Origin of the sequence: Hydrogenophaga sp. BPS33 (genome assembly GCF_009859475.1) — a bacterium.
GTDB lineage: Bacteria > Pseudomonadota > Gammaproteobacteria > Burkholderiales > Burkholderiaceae_C > Hydrogenophaga.
In genome coordinates, this window is sequence record NZ_CP044549.1 from 3,461,977 (window position 1) to 3,481,134 (window position 19,158).

The following is a 19,158-nucleotide window of genomic DNA, read 5'->3' on the forward strand; positions in this document are numbered from 1 at the left end:
GATGTACCAATATTCCGACTTTGACCGCCAGTTCGTGCGTCTGCGCGCCGCCCAGTTTCGCGATCAACTGACCCGCTGGCAGGCCGGCACGCTGGCCGAAGACGAGTTCAAGCCCCTGCGGCTGCAGAACGGCTGGTATGTGCAACGGTTTGCACCCATGCTGCGCGTGGCAGTGCCTTACGGTGAGATCTCCAGCGCGCAGCTGCGCGTGCTTGCCACACTGGCACGCGACTTTGACCACAAGGAAGACAACGACGTCTCCAACGCCAACGCTGGCCTGGCCGAGGTGCCGACCCTGCCCGACCGCTGCGGCCACTTCACCACCCGCTCGAACGTCCAGTACAACTGGATACCGCTGTCGCGCGCCGCAGACGCAATGGATCTTCTGGCCAGCGTAGGCATGCACGGCATTCAGACCAGCGGGAACTGCATCCGCAACACCACCACCGACGCACTCGCCGGCATCGCGGTGGACGAAGTGGCCGACCCACGCCCGTTTGCCGAAATCCTGCGCCAGTGGAGCACGCTGCACCACGAGTTCGCCTTCCTTCCGCGCAAGTTCAAGGTGGCCATCACCGGCGCGCGCGAAGACCGCGCCGCCACGCCCTGGCACGACGTGGGCCTGCGCTTGCTACGCAACGTGGATGGCGACCTGGGCTTCCAGGTCCGCGTGGGCGGCGGCATGGGCCGCACCCCCATCATTGGCAGCGTGATCCGCGAGTTCCTGCCCTGGAACCAACTGCTGAACTACCTGGAAGCCGTGATCCGCGCCTACAACCGCTATGGCCGCCGGGACAACATCTACAAGGCCCGCATCAAGATTCTGGTGAAGGCAGAAGGCCAGGCGTTCACCGATCAGGTTGAAGCCGAATACCGCGACATCATCGAGAAAGACGGTGCACCCCACACCATTAGCCAGGAGGAACTCGACCGCGTGAGCGCCTTCTTCGCGCCACCACAGCTCAACTGCGACCGCAAGAGCGCAGACGCCAAGATCGCGAACATCCTCAAAGCAGCGGCCGAAGACGACCTGGAGTTCAGCCGCTGGCTGCAGCAGAACGTGACGGCGCACAAGAACCCCGACTTGCGCGCGGTCACGCTGTCGTTCAAGCGCCTGGGCCAGTCCCCGGGCGACGCCACGGCGGACCAGCTCGACCGCGCCGCCGACCTGGCCGAGCGCTTCTCCGCAGGCGAAGCCCGTGTGACCCACGAGCAGAACCTGCTGCTGCCCTGGGTGCGCTGCGATCAGTTGCCAGAACTCTGGCGCGAGGCGCGCCGACTCGGCCTTGCCAAGCCCAACATCGGTTTGCTGACCGACATGATCGTCTGCCCCGGTGGCGACTTCTGCGACCTCGCCAATGCGCGCTCGCTGCCGTTGGCGCAAGCGATCCTGAGCCGCTACAAGGATCTCGACGAGTTGTACGACCTGGGCGAGATCGACCTGCACATGAGCGGGTGCATCAACTCCTGCGGCCACCACCACAGCGGGCACATCGGTGTGCTCGGCGTCGACAAGGACGGCAAGGAGTGGTACCAGATCACGCTCGGCGGCTCGGACGGCTCGCGCCTCTCCGGCGAAGCCCAAGCCGGCAAGGTCATCGGCCCCTCGTTCGCGGCCAGCGAAGTGCCCGACGTGATCGAAGCCCTGCTCGACACCTACCGCGCACAGCGCAACGATGGAGAAACCTTCGTGGCCACCCTGCGCCGCACCGGCGCCGACGCCTTCAAGACCGCCGCCAATGCGGTGCGCACGAGCACGGCCCGCGCCACGGCCTGAGGACAGACAGATGAGCCAGAACCTCCAACTCTTTCGCGCCGACAGCTTCGTGGCCACGGAAGCCGAAGCACAACGCCTCTCGATCGGCAACGACGCCGATCCACGCGAGGCAAAACTCGACGGCATCACCGCCATCGAACTGCACTTCCCCAAGTTCAACGACGGCCGTGCTTTCAGCCAGGCTTTTTTGCTGCGCCGCCGCCTCGGCTTCACCGGCGAGATCCGCGCCACCGGCGACGTGCTGATCGACCAGTTGGTGCAGATGCAACGCAGCGGCTTCACCCAGGCCGTGCTGCGTGCCGACCAGAACCTGGCCCACGGCCAAACCTTGCTGTCGCACTACCCCGCGTTCTACCAAGGCGACGCGGTGCACACCACGCCGCACTTTGCCGAAGCTGCCTGAGCACCGAGAAACCACACCATGAGCGACATCGACCTCCCACGCATCAACACCGAACTGGGCCGCAACGCTGACGGGCTGGTGGCGTGGGCACTCGGCCTGGGCCAGCCCGCCATCGTCACCACCAATTTCCGGCCCTTCGAGGCCGTGATCCTGCACCTCGTCACGCGCGTGAAACCCGATGTGCCCGTGGTCTGGATGGACAACGGCTACAACACCGAGGCCACCTACCGCTTTGCCGACGAAGTGAGCAAGAAGCTCGATCTGAATCTGCGCATCTACCTGCCGCGGCGCTCTCGCGCCCACCTCGAGGCGGTTGACGGACCCGCACCAGCACTCGACGATCCGCGCCACGCCGCGTTCACCGAAGAAGTGAAGCTGGAGCCGTTCGCCCGCGCGTTGCGCGAAACGGCACCCAAGGTCTGGTTTACCGCTCTCAGGGCCACGGACACCGCCGTTCGTGCCCAGATGGACCCCGTGAGCATCAATCCCGATGGCCTGATCAAGGTCGCGCCGCTGCTGCACTGGTCGTCCAAGGAGCTGCACCAGTACTGCGAGGCCCACGGCCTGCCCAACAACTTCGACTACCTCGACCCTACCAAGGGCGAAGACAACCGCGAATGCGGTCTTCATCTGGCCCACTGACTTCGACATACCCATGAACGCCCGCACCGAAAACGCCGTGATCCAGACCGCCTTGCAACAGGCCCATGATCACCATCTGAGCAACGCCCACCTGGACGCGCTGGAAGAAGAAACCATCTTCATCCTGCGCGAAGTGGCTGCGGCGTTCGAACGCCCCGCGCTGCTGTTCTCCGGCGGCAAGGACTCGCTGGTCATGCTCAAGTGCGCGGAGAAGGCTTTCGGCGTCGGCCGCATTCCTTACCCACTGCTGATGATCGATACCGGGCACAATTTTCCCGAAGTGACCGACTTCCGCGACCAACGCGCGAAGGAACTGGGCGCCGAACTGATCGTGCGCAACGTCGAAGACTCCATGGCGCGCGGCACCGTTCGTCTGGCGCATCCGGGTGAGAGCCGCAACGTGCACCAGTCGGTCACCTTGCTCGAAGCCATCGAGGAATTCCGCTTCGACGCCCTGATCGGCGGCGCACGCCGCGACGAGGAAAAAGCGCGCGCCAAGGAGCGCATCTTCAGCCACCGCGACAGCTTCGGCCAATGGCAACCCAAGGCCCAGCGTCCCGAACTCTGGACGCTGTTCAACACCCGCCTGCAGCAGGGCGAGCACTTCCGCGTGTTCCCGATCAGCAACTGGACCGAGCTCGACGTGTGGCAATACATCGCGCGCGAGAACATCGCCCTGCCCTCCATCTACTACACCCACCAGCGTGAAGTGGTGGACCGCCGCGGCCTGCTCGTGCCCGTCACCGAGCTCACGCCACCGCGCGATGGCGAAACAGTGCAAGTGCGCGACGTGCGCTTTCGCACCGTGGGCGACATCACCTGCACCTGCCCGGTGGAAAGCCTGGCCGCCACGCCCGACGACATCGTCATCGAAACACTCGCCGCCGAGGTGAGCGAGCGCGGCGCCACGCGCATGGACGACAAGACCTCCGACGCCTCGATGGAGAAGCGCAAGAAAGACGGGTATTTTTGACCCCCCGCGCCGCGCCTGACGGCGCGTCACCCCCCAGGGGGCGGCGCTGGCGGCCCGGCAAAGCCGGTTCCGCTGCGCCACTTGAAAAGACATCTCCCGCTGAAAGATCACCATGACTGTTGCTGAACTCTCTCCCACCGCCCAGGACACCCGCTCCGCCTTGCGACTCATCACCTGCGGCAGCGTGGACGATGGCAAGAGCACCCTGATCGGCCGCCTGCTGGTCGACAGCAAGGCTGTATTGCAAGACCACCTGGCCGGGGTGCAACGCCACGGCCAGACCGACCTGGCGCTGTTGACCGATGGCCTGTCCGCCGAGCGCGAACAAGGCATCACCATCGACGTGGCCTACCGCTACTTCAGCACCGAGGCGCGCAAGTTCATCATCGGCGATGCGCCGGGCCACGAACAGTACACCCGCAACATGGTGACGGCGGCCTCCAGCGCCGACGCGGCTGTGGTGCTGGTCGATGCCACCAAGCTGAACTGGGCCGATGCCGCCCTGCAACTGCTGCCGCAGACGCGCCGCCACAGCCTCTTGCTCAAACTGCTGCGTGTGCCCTCAATCGTCTTCGCAGTGAACAAGCTGGATGCGGTCGAAGACAGTGCCGTGGCCTTCCGCCACATCACCGACGCACTGCAAGCCTTCGCCGCGCAAGCAGAAATTCCCGTGACCGCCGTCGTACCGGTCTCGGCGCTCAAGGGCTGGAACGTGGTGGACGCCAGTGAACATGCCGGCTGGTGCGATTACAACGGCCCGACGTTGCTGGAGATTCTGGAAGGTCTGCCGGTGACGCCCTCCGATACCGCTCTGCCCTTCGCCTTTGCCGTGCAGTGGGTGGAGAAGTTCAGCGGCTCGTCCGACACCTCGCAAGGCCGTCGCGTCTTCTGGGGCCGCGTGGCCACGGGCAGCGTGCAGCCCGGTCAGTCGGTGCGCATCATGCCCAACGGACAGACCGCCGTGGTCGCACAGGTGCTCAACCACGTGCGCAACCCACAAGCCGTCACGGCGGGCCACAGCGCAGGCATCGTGCTCGATCGCGAGGTCGACGTCTCCCGTGGCGACTGGCTGCTGGCGGTTGAAGACGGCTCCCCGGCCACCCTCGAAGCGAAGCGCGAGATACGCGCCACCGTGGCCTGGCTCGACGACGAGACACTGGTGCCCGGGCGCGTGTACTGGGCCTTGCACGGCCACCGCTGGGTCAAAGCCAAGATCAAGCGCATCGTGCACCGCCTGGACATCCACACCCTCGCCGAGGAAGACGCCCAGCAACTTGAACCCAATGCCATCGGCCACATCGAGCTGGCCCTGCAGGAGCCCTTGGCCACGCTGCCTTTCGAGCGCTCGCGCACCCTCGGGTCTCTCGTCCTGGTCGACACCGCGAGCCACCGCACATCGGGCGCGTTGCTCGTGCTCTGAAAACCATAACCCCTTAATGCGTACCCGCCCGAGGGGCATGTGCCCTCGGTGGGTTCCGGGAAACTCTAAAATCCCGTGTTCTACCGATTCCCGATACCACCATGACCCACGTTGTCACCGAAGCCTGCATCCGCTGCAAATACACCGATTGTGTGGACGTCTGTCCCGTGGACTGTTTCCGCGAAGGCCCGAACTTCCTCACCATCGATCCGGATGAGTGCATCGACTGCGCCGTGTGCATCCCCGAGTGCCCCGTCAGCGCGATCTACGCTGAAGAAGACCTGCCCAAGGACCAGCAGCACATGATCGAGATCAATGCCGAGCTGGCCCGCCTGCCCAACTGGAAGAGCATCACCAAGCGCAAGGACGCATTGCCCGATGCCGAAGAGTGGAAAGACCGCACCGCCAAGCTTTCCGAGTTGATCCGCTGATCCTGCCGGCCGCGACGCGGCCCGCAGCGTTAAGCTCCACGGCATGACTCTCGCCAACACACCCGACGGCCTCATCGAAACCGACGCCGTCATCGTGGGCGCCGGCCCCGTCGGCCTGTTCCAGGTCTTCGAACTGGGCCTGCTGGAGATCAAGGCCCACGTGATCGACGCGCTCACCGTCCCTGGCGGCCAGCCGTCCGAGCTTTATCCCGACAAGCCCATCTACGACATCCCCGCCATTCCGGTGTGTACCGGGCAGGAGCTTGTCGATCGGCTGCTCGCGCAGATCAAGCCCTTCGGCGCCACCTTCCATCTCGGCCAGGAAGTCAGCACCGTGCAAGCGCAGGACGACGGCCGTTTCTTCGTGGCTACATCCACGGGCACGAGCTTTCTCACCAAGACCATCTTCATCGCCGCGGGCGTGGGCGCATTCCAACCACGCCCGCTCAACGTCGATGGATTAGAGCGTTTCAAGGACACGCAGCTGTTCTACAGCGTGAAGGACCCGAGCCGGTTTGGCGACCAGCATGTGGTCGTCATCGGCGGTGGCGACTCGGCGCTGGACTGGTCCTTGAACCTGGCGGCCGACGGTCCGCACCGCGCCAAGAGCCTCACATTGATCCATCGCCGCGATGGTTTTCAGGCCGCTCCAGCCAGCGTGGCCCGCATGCGCGATCTGTGCGAGCAGCATCGCATGCGGTTCATGGTGGGACAGGTCACGGGGTTTGAAGAAGAGGCGGGCCGGCTGGCCACCTTGAACGTCACCAACCCCGATGACGAAACGCACACCGTGCCGGTGGACATGCTGCTGGTGTTCTTCGGCCTCTCGCCCAGGCTGGGTCCCATCGCCGAATGGGGCCTGGACATCGAGCGCCGGCAACTGCGGGTCGACACCGAAAAGTTCTCCACCAATGTGCCAGGCATCTTCGCGGTCGGTGACATCAACACCTACCCCGGAAAAAAGAAGCTCATTCTGTCGGGCTTCCACGAATGTGCCTTGGCCGCGTTCGGCGCTGCGCCCATCATCTTTCCCGACAAGAAGGTGATGCTGCAGTACACCACCACCAGCCCCAAGCTGCACAAGGCGCTGGGTGTAGCTTCCCCCATCCTCGACTAAGCCTGGGACTGCGTGAAAATCAACGGCGCACGACGAACGCCAGAAACGCAAAAGGCCTTCCGAAGAAGGCCTTTTGCATTTGTTGTTCTGGCTCCCCGACCTGGACTCGAACCAGGGACCTGCGGATTAACAGACCAAAGGGGAACTCCGTGCGTTATTCATCATACTCGGAAAAACGCGCTTCCAGGAGAGTCCCACCGCCGGAGAAGATGTCAAAAAAAATGGAGCCTCCGAAGAGGCCCCATGACAGCACTTTGCCGTTCACCGATCAGATCAAGATCGGGCAGAGACAGAGCGTAAATGGCCGCGCTCTATTTCGGCTTTGCCCAGAAGCGGAACACTTTTCCCCTTTTGGGGAAGATCACTCGCCCATTCTTGAGTCGAATGGAGCGCGTGAACACCCAGTGCCCGCCCTGGCTACTTTCGTTGGTTGTCATAAGACCCCCATAACCATGCGTTACCGGGATGTTCTTGCCCAAACGACAACCGCAGCGCTACACTGAAGCTATCTCCTCAAGAGATGTTCGGGGGGACCGGTCAAACCCGCTTCGCCTGATCCCAGCCCTGGAGTGTTAGCGCACCCAGGGCTTTTTTCGTCTGTGCATGTGTACAGTGACACCGCGACGGGCCCACTATATCTGGTGTCCAGGCCTCATTCAAGTCACTACGGGTAGTGTTTTCTGAGAAGTTGCCGTGTGTCGGAGAGACAGCGGGAAAATGGCAGCTACTAGCTGAGTTTCCCTGTTACAAATTTAGACGGGTGACTCCCCTACACGCCCCTACACACATTTTTGGGCAGAAACCTGTAACAGCGGCAGAGATCTTGGTTACCTTCCATCAGACATTGCGAGCCGACGAACGGCAATGCCTCAGCGAGCACTGCAAGGGTGCCACTTCGTTTCCGACCCCGGGCACCTTGCGTTGCAGTCAGCCCTTGACCGGGGCGTATTGCTGAGCGAGCGTAAGGCCGCTGAGCACCGCAGCCAGATCCACAGGCTCGAACGAGACGCCTTTACCCGTGGGCTTGTGATCGCCGCTGCCCTTGCCCCGGGCGTACAGGCGCAGGTCGATGATCTGGCGACCCTCCCAGACCTTGAGATGAATTCGGATCTGCGTCCGTTCGCTCTTGGGCACGGTGGCGATGAGCACGCTGCTCTCGGGCTCGGTGACTTTGCGCCGCGGCGGCTTCTCGCGTGGTGCAGTTCGCGGCAGCAGGCGGTCGATGTCCTTGATCAGCTTCTTCAAGTCCTCGGCCTGTGGATCACCCGCAGGTAGGCCAGCGGCCGCTGCCTCCAGCTTTTCGCGTTGCGACTGCAGCCGCTCCATGCGATGTTGATCCATGGTCAGTGCGCGGTGGCGACGTGGGCAGGATCCAAGCTGGCGGCGTAGGACTGGACCAGCGTCTGCGCTCCAGGCTGCGCGGTGTAGAACAGCGCGATGCCGCTGCCTGCGGCCCAAGCTTCGGGGACCGGCCGGAACCCAAGCGCCTGATACCAGCGGGCTTGCACCTTGTCGCCCCACTCGGCAGAGCCGACCATGGCCATGGCATCCCCCTGGACGTGCCTGCGCGTGGCGTTCATGACATCGCGATCAAACTCGCCGACCTGCTCCGCGTGCGGAGTCAGGCCGAGATAGACCAGCCGCAGCCCCAGGTCCCTGCAGGGGCTCGCGCAGAGCTGGCCCACTGGTGTGCCCCCCACGTTGATCACCGCGCTGCTCAGTGCGCCGTTGTGGATGCCCAGGAAGGTCAGTTGTGCGCGCTGCTTGGGGTCGAAGCGCTTGAGGCGATCGGCCTCCTCGTCGCGCAGGCATTGCCCGATGAATTGCGCGTGGTGTTCTTTGGCGGGGTGCCAGTTGAGTGTGGTCATGTTGGATTCCTGTGTTGATCATTGGCCGCCGACGGCGGTGGTGAGGTCTGGGGCGCGCTGTGGCCCCTGCATGCCCTGGTCGCTAAATACGCCAGAGTCCTGGGGTTCCCAGAAGTAGGTGCTGTCCCAGTCGCGTTCAGCTCGGGCGCGCATCTTGTCGAGGTAGCCCGGCGAAAGCGCTTCCTGCATCTGATTCAGGAACGCCTGATCGATCGCAAGCTTGGCATACCAGAGGTTGATGGCAGGCATGTGCCCGCGCGCCCAGCGCCAGGCCTCGGCGCCCACGTGAGTGTCCTTGCCCTGGGCCGCTTCGCGCACGTTCTCGGCCACCACGTCATAGGCGAGTTCAAAGGCGCTGCCCGCCACCGGCCCAGCGATACCACTGAGCGCAGCGCTCGCTCCCGACTGGCCTCCACGGCCCTCGCCGCTGAGCATCATGTCGCCGAGAAAGCCAGCACCACCACCCTGCGAGAACGCTGCCAGCCAGAACTTGCTCAGCTTGCCCAGGTTCTCGCCCTCGTCGCCAGTCACATCGCGCGGGTCGCGGCCGGCGGCCAGGTCTTTCAGCTGCAGCGCGAGCGCGCCGAATAGGGTCATGCCAAAGCCCAACGCCGCGCCGTAGGTCAGGCGGCCTGCCGGCGCCAGGTCACCGGACAGCGCCCGATCCCAGTGGCGCGAAATCATGGCCACGGGGAAGCTCTTGAACAGCATCAACGATCGCCACAGCTCGCCCTTGCCGGTGCCCTTTCGCAGACCGCCGGCCTGCAGCGTGCGCGTGGCCAGGTCAGGCGCCAGCGAGGCGTATTCCGACTCATCGGTGATGAAACCCAGCACACGCGAGATCGCCCGGTCCTTCAGGCCGCGCTCGACGCCGTGAGCCATTGCGATGCTCTGAGGCGTGAGCATCTTGGTGTTGCGCCACACCTCGGGCGTAGCTTGGTTGAGCACGGCCCACTCATCCGATGTGAAGCCCTTGGACTCCAGCCGTGCGCGGTCGCTAGCCTGCAGGTGCTCCCAGGGCGTGCGCGAAATGCGGGCCAGGCCACCCATCATGGTGACGCTGAAACCGCGCCTGAGCGCGTCCGTCCACGCATTCATGAAACTGGCCTTCATCGTTGCGTTGGCGAGCCTGGCGGTCCAGCCCTGGCCGATGTTTCCATCTGCCCAGCGGTTCATGTCAGAGATCTTGGACTCAGCGATCAAGCCCGCCATGTCGCCGAACTCGCGCGAGTCTCGACCGAAGGCACGGAGCAGGTTCACAGTCCCCTGCCACATGGGCAGACGGTTGTACCCCAGGGTGGTGAAGTACGTGGGGATGTCGGTTACGGCCGACAGCGTGGCGCCCTGCAGCTTGCCGAACACTTCAATGTTTCGAATGCCCTGACCGATGCGCGCAGCGCTCTGGCTCTGTGGGTTGTTCAGGTCGCCCTTGAGCGTCTTCCACATGTCCTCCGTGTCCATGATTCCGGCCACCCGATCAGCGCCACCGGCCTGCTGCGCGGTGTCGTGCATGGTGCGGAACAGCGCTGCGGGATTGGGCCCCATCTCCTCCGTAAGCCCGATGTTGCGCGCCATCCAGCCGATGTGCCCATTCAACGCATCGAACACAGTGCCGGCGCCGTACTTGCCCAGGTACTGCACATAGCCCTCCGGCTCCGCGAAGTGGATCACCCGGGCGTGGCTACCAGCGTTCGCCAGCGATCCCTCGCCACGGTACACGCCGGGCTCCACCTTGGACCAGCCGTCCGATGCGATCGTGCGCCATGCCTCCTCCAGAGCCTCGCCGAGCTCCGCATCGCTCATGCGTCGGCCGTCCTCGTTGACGTAGCGCGAGCGGTCGACGATCGGCAGCACGTCACGCACCCAGGTCTCGATGCCGGCCTCGCGGATGCGCCCGCCATCGTGCGGCTGGGGCAGGTAGCCATAGCTCAGCTTGCGCACGTCGCCCCCCGCGTCGTTGAAGCGTGTGCGCATGTCCTCGGCGGTCTGCAGCCAGGCCTTCGCCGCGGCTTTGGCACCCTTGTCGCCGCTGTCCTTGCCGAACACCTCGCGCACGAATGCCAGCGACTTTTCGGGGTTCTCCAGGTTGGAGATCCAGCGCACGCCGCGCATCACGAGCGATCCGGTGTCCTGCTTCGTGGCGAAATCAATGGCGTCCAGCGCTTGGGTCAGGTACTGGCGCGAGATGCCCTTCACGTAGGCGTCCGCCTGCTCGAGCTTTTTCTGGATGACCTTGAACCCGTTCTTGCCCGCGCGCTCCACCTCGGGCACGTGCCGGGCGTGGGCCTCGACGGTCAGGGCTGCGCGCTGCTCTTTCAAGGTCGCCGCGTGCTGGAGGTCCTTGCTGGCCATCTCCGCAGCCTGGCGCAGGCGCTCGGCCTTGCCCATGCGGCGCCATGCGTCCGGGTTCTTCGCAGCAAGGCGACGATGGGCCTCCACCAGCTTGTCCTCGATGCCGCGCGCCTCGGCCTGAGTGATCTCTCGCCCTATGGCCGTCTGCACGGCCTGCACACATTCAACTCTCATGATCCGACCCTCAACATGCATTCAACTGCGGCCTCGAAGGCCTTGGAATCCGCCAGATCCTGCTTGGCCGCCAGGCGCGCCTGGTTTACGGTGTCCTCTGCCCGCATGGGCCGGTCTCCATCGTCCATGCGGACCAGCAGCGTGGGGTGCTCACGGGCGACCATCTCCGCGCGCGCCAGCGGGCGATTGGGCACTTCCGGAGGCAACGCACGCGACAGCCTGTCGTACGCGTCGGCGAGCATCTCGATTGGCTGCACCAGGCCGCCGCGGTTGGCATCGATCGCGCGGTATTGCTCGACCAACTCAGGGATGCGCTTCGGGTGTTGTTCAACCGCGCTCATGGCGCTGGCCATCAACGGCGACACCTGCCCGCCGCGCTGGAGTTCTTCGAGGGCCTCCACGGCGGTGCGCCCGGTGCCGAGCAGATGCCTCGCGTTCTCCATCACCTGCGAAATGTCCAGGCCGCCGGGCAGGTTCCAGTCCTCGCCGCGCGGTACGAAATCGGCGCGCACGGGTGCACCATCGTCCACATGGTCGAGTTGATCCACCACGCCGCGCAGACGTTGCTGCATGTCGCCGATTACCTCTGCCGCCCGCACGGGGTCCACAGTCACGTCCAGCGCTTGAACTGGCGCCCCCTCATCCAGCGCCCTGGCGGCGTCGTCTAGCGCCTTGGTGTGGCTGTTGGCCACCTCGGGCTGGGTGATGTCGCCCAGCGCGCGCTCGGTCACGGTCTGCGTGCGATGTGAGACGAGCGCGGCGTCCACCAGGTCCGGGTCCTGTGCCATGTCCTCGATCGGTGACTGCTTGCCCCGACGCCCGCGTGCTCTGTGGAGGGCCACGCCAACCGCGCCCGGCACCACAGCCGAAAGCGCGAGGCCCAGCGGGTCCAGAGGGTCGTATTCCTGCGCGATGTCGTCATAACGGGCGTTCTCCAGAATTTGGCGGGTGATCGCCTGCTCGGCGACGAACGCCCCAGGGCCACCAGCAGCCACCAGGGCGGCCGTGCGCAGCGCTGTGGTGCCCACGGCAGGCAATGCCACGCTGAGGCCCACAGCGGCGCCACGAACCGCGCCAGCCTTCGCCGCGGTCTTGGGGTCCACCCCCCTGTCCATCAGCTCCTGCGCGCCCGTCACGCCTTCGTCGATGCCCGTGCCCACAACGGCACCCACTGGGCCGGCCATGACGGCGTACCCCGCCACCTTGCCCAGTACGCGCGCGCCCTCCTGCAGGAACTGGCTGGCCACGGTCGAGGTGGCCGGGTCGGGTCGAAGCGATTGAACGCCGCGCCTCAGATCCCGGTCCATGGCTTGGCGGGTGATGGAGCTATCGGCCAGCATCTCCTCCTGCTCGGCCGCGGTCATTGCCATGGGGTTGCCAACCACTGACGGCGCCACGGTGTTCGCCACGCGCGCGGTCTGCATGCCGCCCTGTGCCAGACCCTTGAACGGTGATGCCGCGATCTCGCCGGCTTGAGCCCATGCGCTCACCTTGGGCGGCTTCGGCTCCGGCGGGTTCGCTGCCCGGTGCGCCAGCGCGCGCTCGGTCTCGTCTGCGAAAAGTGCGTCCCACATGGTCAGTCCTCCACCGCGATGCGCAACGGCACCTTGTTGCCGGTCATCACGAGCTGCCCGCCCGACTCCAGGGCATAGCTGCCCACGCCCGCGGGAATGAGCTTCACCGCGCCCATGTTGCTCACCAGCTTGTCGACGCTCATGGCCTGGCCACCAATGAAAACCTGATCGCCGCCGGCCTGCAGTTGCACAGCCTTCGAGTCCAAGCGCTGCATGCGCTGGCGGAACTGCCGCGGCGTCATGCCGTACGGGATGGGCACCTTCGATCCAGCCCATTCGGTCAGGCCTCCGGTGGCCAGATCTACGGCTTGCCGCCAGTCCCTGCGGCCTTCTGCGCGCAGTCCGTCATAGACCCCTTGAGCTGCGGAGATCGCGGCATCACGGGCCTGCGTGGTGGCCCAGGGCACGGCCGACAGTTCTTCTGCGATGCGGCGGTGCTGCTCGCTGGTCACAGCGTCAGCACTTGCATCCTTGAGGCGGCCGGACTTCTTGGCGTCGGCCCCGTTCAGGATCAGCTCAGCCGGGTCTCGCGGTGCGCGCTTGGCATTGGCCGCAAGGAACATGGCTTCGCCGAGCACGCTCTCCTTGCCGCCCAACTGCTTGGCCAGCGCCTGAGCCTGTCTTGCGTCCAGTGTGTTCGCGATCTGTCGAACGGCCACGTTCTGCTGCGCGACTGGCAGCATCGAGAGCATCCGTTCGACGGTCTTGGCCTCGGACTTCAACAGCGGTGAGACCGGCCGCCCCACCCGCGCGGAGATGGTCGCGGCCTGGTCTGCGCGTGCGACGAGTTGCGGGCCGAGTTGATCCAGGCTGCTCAGATCGATGGGCCGCACTTCGTCGATCAACCGACGATTCACGCCGTAGAGCAGCGGATCGTCTTCCAACTGCGTGCGCGATTCCGACGCCAGTTTTTCCCAACTGGCAATGCGTGCTTCGTTGGCAGGTGTGGTGCCGTTTTTGGTGGCCTGCGCACGGGCTTCGAGGATCTTGGCCTCCTGCTGCTGCGGGCTCAAGGTCGCGAAGCCGGCGCGTTCGGTTGCCTGCACCAGTAGCTCGCGCAGCGCGGGGGCGTAGGCGGTGCCCGCCGTCCTGGCGCTTACCTGGTCGAGATACTGCGGGGATGGGATGCCGCCGCTGTCGATGATGGTCTGAGTCGCCTTGAGGGACGCTTCGGCCTCGCGCGCGCGCCGTGCGGCTGCGGCTTCGGCTCGTGCAATGCGCGTCTGTTCCTTCTGCTCAAGGTAGCCTTTGCGCGCGAGGATCTGGTTTTCCAGCTGACCACGACGCTCGGGCGTGAGGTCCGCGAACTCGTCGCTGTCCAGCTTCTTCATCGCGGCGTCAAGGCCCTTCATGTCCTCAGACGCGCCACGCACGAGAGCCTGTCCTCGGTTGCCGGCCACGCGCTCGCGAAACCCCCACGAGAGTTTTTCCAAGTCGTCGGCACCATAGCCTGCAGCTGGGCCCAGACTCGCAAGCGCTGCGGTCGCCGCTTCGGTCGCGCGCTTCGGGTCCGTCACAGCGAACCGCTCCTGGCTCTCCAGGTAGCTGAGCAAGCCTGCACGCGTGTCGTCACGGTCTCGCCGCGCAACACCTTCGCGCACGGTGCTGCTGAGCCGGCGCATGCGAAGCTCCAGCTGGCTCTGCGCGAGTTGGCGATGCTCCACCGGCACCGTGGCCAGTGTGTCATCCATGCGGCTCTGTGCGAGCGCGCGCCATTCGTCATCGGCCCTGGTCTTGTCCAGGGCGCCGGAAGCTACCCGGGTCGCCACATCATCGGCCACGTCCACCAGGTCCTGCTCGCCGCTTTGCATGCGCTGCAGCGCGGTGGCCTTGTCTGCCTGCACGCGCAGCAGGCGGGCGCGTTCGATCTCCTCGGCTTGGCGCGCGGCCTCGCGCCGCTCCTGTGCGACAAGCTGTTCACCTGTGCCTTCTACTGCCTGGGCCAGGGCGCCGCCATAGGCCGCCTCGGACCCTGCCGCATCTCGCATTCCACCGCCACGGGCCACCACCTCGCCAAGCCCTTCGCCTCTCGGTATACGTGCCATGTCAATCTCCCATCCCGGTCTTGCCGTCAAAGTAGAAGGCACTCACCGGATCGACCGCTTTCTTGGCCCCTTTCCAGTTGCCATAGGCCTGTCCGGCGCTGCTGAAAAGCGATGCCATCAGTTTGTTGTTTCCGGCCTTCTCAGCCATGCGACCGGCGCGCAGCAACGCGTCCGAACGCCTGTTACCGCTCAGGATCAGCATCTCTGCATCCTGTGCGCCAAGCAGGCCAATCTCATGCTCAGGACCAAGGGCGAACTCGTCGAGCCGTGCACCGCTTGCTGCGGTGGCCGCCCGCGCCGCGCCCTTCTGGCGTATCACCTCGCGGCGCACGCGTGTGGCCTGCTGCTCGGCGGTGTCGCGCTCGTACGCGGCGTCCACCTTCGCGAGCGCGTTCTGGGTTTTCCCCATCTCGGCGCTGGCTAAACCCCCGCCGATTTGGCCGACCATCGAGAGCATGGAGCCGGTGGACATGAAGGTGTTGGTGGTCATGCCCATATCAGACCCCCAGGGTTTGACCTGTTGCGGGTGCTGATCCACCAGCGCCACCGGTGAACAGGGAGTTTTGGCGCAGCGCCTGGCGGCGCATCTGGGTCTGAGCGTATGCGTCCTGCGTAGCCTTGGCCTCCGCTGCCTTGCGCTCAGCCTCCACGCCGGCCGCCTTGGCCTGCATTTCCTTGCGGTCCTTCTTTGCATCTTGAGCGCTGTCAACGCTCACCGCCGTGCCGATTCCGGCAAGGATGAGTCCACCAGTCATTGCCATGATTCAAAGTCCTTTCGAAAAAATGACGTCCTGAACGCCATAACCCATGCGGGGGAGAAGCCCTTCAAGCGGTGTCCCCTGCTTGGCGTGCCACAGCAGCATCTGCACCCCGCGGTCCTTCGCCGCGGCCTCAGTTCGCTGGATCAACCCGATGCCCAAACTGCCGAAGCGATGTTCTTTCGAGACGAACACGACATCGTTGTGCGCGGTGCGCAGCGAGGCGTAGTGCAGCGCTTGGCCGAGAATGCTCACGGAGTACCCCACCATCTGTTCGCCCGAGAAGGCGCCCAAGGCAATCAAGCGGTCGGCACGCTCCAGCTCCGCGTATGCAATCAGGTCGGGTTCGAGCCTCATCAGGTCCTTGTTCAGCGCCACCTCCTGGTAGTGCTCGTCAAGCAGCGGGCCCACTTTGTCGATCCATTCCGTGACCTTGATCGGCCGGATGCTGGTCTTGGGCTTCTCCATGAACATCACGCCGGTGTGCGTCATAACGGGGTTGCTCATGTCCATGTTCATCCTCCTGCCTGGTCCACGACTGCCACCTCGGTGCTCGCGGCGTCCTCGGCACCTACGGCCGCGATCACGGCGGGATCGAAGTTGTCATCGCCCAGCAACATCTGGATGCTCTGCCCTACTTGAAGGAAGTTGGCATGGGCTGAGATCGCGAAGTTCTCACCGGGCGGGATGTTCTCCGGCCAGTTCAGGACAGTCTTGATTTGCCGGGCCATCCACCACGTGTATTGCGATGGCTTGGCGATCTCTGCAATAGAGCTGTATGCAATGTGTCCGTCTTTCGTGAGGGTGTTCCTCCCGCGCACTCCGCGCAGCTTCTCAACGACGCCACCGGTCACGTCCGCCAAGCGCAGGAGATGGTGAAGGACTGTGTTGAGCGAAGCGCCGACCTCACTGGAAATCTTGGTGGCCTGCTCCATGTCGCGTTCGATCTCCTGGCGCAGCTTGCGCACCGACCGATACACCGCCATGCCTTCACGGCGCCCCAGGAACGCCTTGGCACCCTCCAGCGAAGTCACTGCTTGCTGCAGCTCCGCATTGAGCCGCAAACGCTGCGCGCGGCGTTCCTTTGCGCGGGGCGACTCAAGATCCAGAAAGTCGGTCGTGTCCTCAATCTCCAGCTGCGCAAGGTCGTTGCGCAAGCGCTCGACAGTGCGATCACGCTCGCAGATCAGTCGGTGCACCTCGCCGATCATTGGATCGCTGGGCAGTTCGGGGGTTTTGAGATTTTGCAGGTGTTCCATGTTCTCTCCGAGTTCAGGCGCTCAGGCCGTCATATGGTTCTTCGCCACCGGCTGTGCGCTCGAAGTGGTTGCGGACCTGTGCGCTGACGCGCGCATGGTCCTTGTGGCGAGGATTGCGGTACGCCTCGGAGCCCATCAAGGCTGTCACGTCTTGACCGCCCGTTGCGCCGCCTGCTGGTGCTGCTGGTCGGTCTTCGCCGACCTCTTTGCCGAAGTGCGCGGCAAAGCGCCAAAAAACAGGGTCGGTGCCGAAACGGGCCTTCACGTCCTCCTGGAGGTCCGGGGGCATGGCCGCCACGGCACGCTCTGCGGCCCGCATGTTCCGCTGCATGTCCGCAGGGTCTGGCCAGGCCTGAGCAAGCTCCGCTTTCGCTTGATCCAGCGTGACCGCGGCCGCATCGTTCATGAAGGCGGGCAATGCCTGGAAGTACTCGCCCATCACGAAATCGAGTTGCGCCTGCGACAGGCCGGCCTCATGCGCGCGTTCGAAGAATGGGGCGAAGGTCCCCTCGGGGATCTCGAGCTCCAGGTGCTCGGGGATGGTCAACGCATACGCGCTCGGACTCTCCGGCGCGCCTTCCGGTTTGCCGAAGCGCCTCACGGCGTGGTCGTAGGCCTGGGCCAACTTCTGGCTGGATGCCTCCAGGTCCATGTTGCCGTCAGCGCCGCGCACCTGGAACTTCTGGGGCATCCACTGGGCTACCTCCGCGGGAGTGTTGGTGTCCACATGCGAAGGACTGAACAGCGAGCCAGGAGCGGCTGGCACGGCCTCGGCAACGGGTGCCGGCGTGGTGGGTTGGGCAATGGCGATTTCGTTCACAAAGGTCTCCTGTGGTGGTCAAACGGTGATGCCCTCGCGCGCGTGCGAAAACGCGCGTGCGCGACCCCAGACAGGGCTTTCGGGGGACAAATGGGTGTTTCGGGCGGGGCTCATATGGCGTCTGCGAAGAAGTGGTTCCTGCCGTTGCCGCCGCTCTGCATGTTCTCGTCGAGGTCGTGCTCGATCGCGATCTGCTTCCCGGCGGTGTTGAGCTTCCATACGCCGTCGTCGCCCCGGTACCAGACGCGAATCCATCCCTTGCGCAGGTAGTTCAGGAAGGTCTGGCGCCAGTCCTTCTGGGCTTTGGCCTTGCCGTTTTGATCAGCCTTGAACCACAGCCACGCAACTTCACCGAGCTCTTTGCTGATCCCGATGCTGCTGAGGTACGCGTACATGGGGTCTTCGTCAGCGAACATCTTCGAGCCGCTTGCTTTCACCTCTGCGTACCAGGCATCAAAGGTCTGTCCATCAATTGATCGACGAGCACGCTTCGCGCGCACTGGTGGTTCTTGATGGTTCAATGATGGTTCGGGTGCAGTGGGCTGCATCCCTTCCATGCAGAGAACTGCAGGGGTTGGCGCAGTGGGCTGCAGGGGTGCAGTTCTCTGCAGGGGTGCAGAACCTTGCACCCCTCCCGACACCAAAACGATGCGGTACAGGTTGGTCCCGCGAGGCCCTTCGTTCGGCCGAACCTCAAGCTCGCCGCTGTTGCGAAGCGTGCTGAGAATCGCCTGCGCGTTGCGCTGCTGCATGCGGCATTTCTCTGCCAACGTCGTGACGCTCGGGTACGCGTGGCCCTGATCGTCAGCGAAGTCGGCGATCGCCAGAAGCATGAGCAGATGGGTCCCGCCGTGCTGGGAAAACTCCCAGACCCTGGCCATGGTGCGCACGCTCATCGGATGGCACCCACCTGACGCGCAAACGCCTCCAGGGCGTCCACGTCACCACAATGACGACTGCACCCCTTCCAGACCACCAGGAAGCCGCCAGTGGCCAGCGCGTGGCACTGGTGACCCTTGAGGGCGAGCGCGGCCTGCAGCGTGCTCTGCAGCTTCACAGCGTCGTGCGTGGTGGGCTCGGCGACGGCGCTCATTTCTCTCCCCTTAGCTTGGCGTAATCCCGCGCAAGCCGCTGAGAGGCAGAAATCTTTGCCTTGACGCTCCGCGCCAACTTACGCCGCGCGTTCCCTTCGTCGTCCGCGGCGTCGGCGATCGCGAGCAGCTTCAGCAGCTCGCCTGCGGAGGGCGCGGGTTTGTCCCAGGACATGGTGATGGTGCGAATGCTCATGCGGCCTCCAGGAATCGCTCGCTGGCAGCTATCCGCCCCGCCTGCATCACGTAGGTGTCGAAGGCCTGCGGATCGATCAGCCGGCGCTTGGCGACCAGCAGGAGGGCGCCGCATTCCGCGAGCTTGGCCCTGTTGTTCCGCACGTACCACTCCAGCGACTGGGCCGCGGGGAAAAGGTGCTTCCGACTCTCCTGGTACTGGGTCATTGACACCAGGCCCATCACTGCGCTGTCTTGCATATCGAACTCCTATGTGTTG

Annotated in this window: 21 protein-coding genes; 7 read left to right on the plus strand and 14 right to left on the minus strand. The window is 64.7% G+C overall.

What is annotated here, in order from left to right:
* Position 1 precedes the first annotated feature (1 nt).
* From F9K07_RS16030 to F9K07_RS16060, 7 genes are all read left to right on the plus strand, one after another.
* Entirely contained in the window at positions 2–1,777 is a 1,776-nt protein-coding gene (locus F9K07_RS16030; RefSeq protein WP_159594382.1) for a nitrite/sulfite reductase, read from the plus strand.
* Positions 1,778–1,787: 10 nt separating this feature from the next.
* Complete coding sequence (locus F9K07_RS16035) at positions 1,788–2,180, plus strand: DUF934 domain-containing protein (RefSeq protein WP_159594383.1); 393 nt, start codon at positions 1,788–1,790, stop codon at positions 2,178–2,180.
* 18 nt (positions 2,181–2,198) lie between these two features.
* Positions 2,199–2,822 carry a phosphoadenosine phosphosulfate reductase domain-containing protein gene (locus F9K07_RS16040; RefSeq protein WP_159594384.1) on the plus strand — a complete coding sequence of 208 codons (624 nt, stop codon included), beginning with the start codon at positions 2,199–2,201 and terminating at the stop codon, positions 2,820–2,822.
* 13 nt (positions 2,823–2,835) lie between these two features.
* Entirely contained in the window at positions 2,836–3,795 is a 960-nt protein-coding gene (gene cysD / locus F9K07_RS16045; protein WP_159594385.1) for a sulfate adenylyltransferase subunit CysD, read from the plus strand.
* Positions 3,796–3,907: 112 nt separating this feature from the next.
* Positions 3,908–5,215, plus strand: coding sequence for a sulfate adenylyltransferase subunit 1 (locus F9K07_RS16050; RefSeq protein WP_159594386.1), 1,308 nt, complete (start codon positions 3,908–3,910; stop codon positions 5,213–5,215).
* A gap of 101 nt (positions 5,216–5,316) precedes the next feature.
* Entirely contained in the window at positions 5,317–5,646 is a 330-nt protein-coding gene (gene fdxA / locus F9K07_RS16055; protein ID WP_159594387.1) for a ferredoxin FdxA, read from the plus strand.
* Between the two features lie 43 nt (positions 5,647–5,689).
* On the plus strand, positions 5,690–6,763 hold the full coding sequence (locus F9K07_RS16060) for an NAD(P)/FAD-dependent oxidoreductase (RefSeq protein ID WP_159594388.1): 1,074 nt from the start codon (positions 5,690–5,692) through the stop codon (positions 6,761–6,763).
* Positions 6,764–7,690: 927 nt separating this feature from the next.
* On the opposite strand, the gene F9K07_RS16065 is transcribed toward F9K07_RS16060, so the two are convergent.
* The 14 genes from F9K07_RS16065 to F9K07_RS16130 form a co-directional block, all read right to left on the minus strand.
* On the minus strand, positions 7,691–8,104 hold the full coding sequence (locus F9K07_RS16065) for a PC4/YdbC family ssDNA-binding protein (RefSeq protein ID WP_159594389.1): 414 nt from the start codon (positions 8,102–8,104) through the stop codon (positions 7,691–7,693).
* A gap of 2 nt (positions 8,105–8,106) precedes the next feature.
* On the minus strand, positions 8,107–8,631 hold the full coding sequence (locus F9K07_RS16070; RefSeq protein ID WP_159594390.1) for a hypothetical protein: 525 nt from the start codon (positions 8,629–8,631) through the stop codon (positions 8,107–8,109).
* A gap of 18 nt (positions 8,632–8,649) precedes the next feature.
* Positions 8,650–11,157, minus strand: coding sequence for a hypothetical protein (locus F9K07_RS16075; protein WP_159594391.1), 2,508 nt, complete (start codon positions 11,155–11,157; stop codon positions 8,650–8,652).
* A complete protein-coding gene (locus F9K07_RS16080) occupies positions 11,154–12,731 on the minus strand; it encodes a hypothetical protein (protein WP_159594392.1) in 1,578 nt (525 codons plus the stop codon). Before F9K07_RS16080 ends, F9K07_RS16075 begins: the two co-directional genes overlap by 4 nt.
* 2 nt (positions 12,732–12,733) lie before the next feature.
* A complete protein-coding gene (locus tag F9K07_RS16085) occupies positions 12,734–14,776 on the minus strand; it encodes a hypothetical protein (RefSeq protein WP_159594393.1) in 2,043 nt (680 codons plus the stop codon).
* A gap of 1 nt (position 14,777) precedes the next feature.
* Positions 14,778–15,266 (minus strand): hypothetical protein, encoded by a 489-nt coding sequence (locus F9K07_RS16090; protein WP_159594394.1) that lies wholly within the window; start codon positions 15,264–15,266, stop codon positions 14,778–14,780.
* A 7-nt stretch (positions 15,267–15,273) separates the two neighbouring features.
* Positions 15,274–15,531 (minus strand): hypothetical protein, encoded by a 258-nt coding sequence (locus tag F9K07_RS16095; RefSeq protein WP_159594395.1) that lies wholly within the window; start codon positions 15,529–15,531, stop codon positions 15,274–15,276.
* 9 nt (positions 15,532–15,540) lie between these two features.
* Positions 15,541–16,047: a hypothetical protein gene (locus F9K07_RS16100; RefSeq protein ID WP_159594396.1), complete on the minus strand. Its 507-nt coding sequence runs from the start codon at positions 16,045–16,047 to the stop codon at positions 15,541–15,543.
* 2 nt (positions 16,048–16,049) lie between these two features.
* The gene (locus F9K07_RS16105; protein ID WP_159594397.1) at positions 16,050–16,793 is read right to left on the minus strand and encodes a hypothetical protein; all 744 of its coding nucleotides are present in this window, start codon (positions 16,791–16,793) and stop codon (positions 16,050–16,052) included.
* A gap of 13 nt (positions 16,794–16,806) precedes the next feature.
* Positions 16,807–17,613, minus strand: a complete 807-nt coding sequence (locus tag F9K07_RS16110) for a hypothetical protein (RefSeq protein ID WP_159594398.1) — start codon at positions 17,611–17,613, stop codon at positions 16,807–16,809.
* Between the two features lie 110 nt (positions 17,614–17,723).
* Positions 17,724–18,509 carry a helix-turn-helix domain-containing protein gene (locus F9K07_RS16115; protein ID WP_159594399.1) on the minus strand — a complete coding sequence of 262 codons (786 nt, stop codon included), beginning with the start codon at positions 18,507–18,509 and terminating at the stop codon, positions 17,724–17,726.
* Complete coding sequence (locus F9K07_RS16120; RefSeq protein WP_159594400.1) at positions 18,506–18,706, minus strand: hypothetical protein; 201 nt, start codon at positions 18,704–18,706, stop codon at positions 18,506–18,508. Before F9K07_RS16120 ends, F9K07_RS16115 begins: the two co-directional genes overlap by 4 nt.
* Positions 18,703–18,900: a hypothetical protein gene (locus tag F9K07_RS16125; protein ID WP_159594401.1), complete on the minus strand. Its 198-nt coding sequence runs from the start codon at positions 18,898–18,900 to the stop codon at positions 18,703–18,705. The genes F9K07_RS16120 and F9K07_RS16125 overlap by 4 nt, the downstream gene beginning before the upstream one ends.
* Positions 18,897–19,139, minus strand: coding sequence for a hypothetical protein (locus F9K07_RS16130; protein ID WP_159594402.1), 243 nt, complete (start codon positions 19,137–19,139; stop codon positions 18,897–18,899). The genes F9K07_RS16125 and F9K07_RS16130 overlap by 4 nt, the downstream gene beginning before the upstream one ends.
* Between the last annotated feature and the right edge of the window lie 19 nt (positions 19,140–19,158).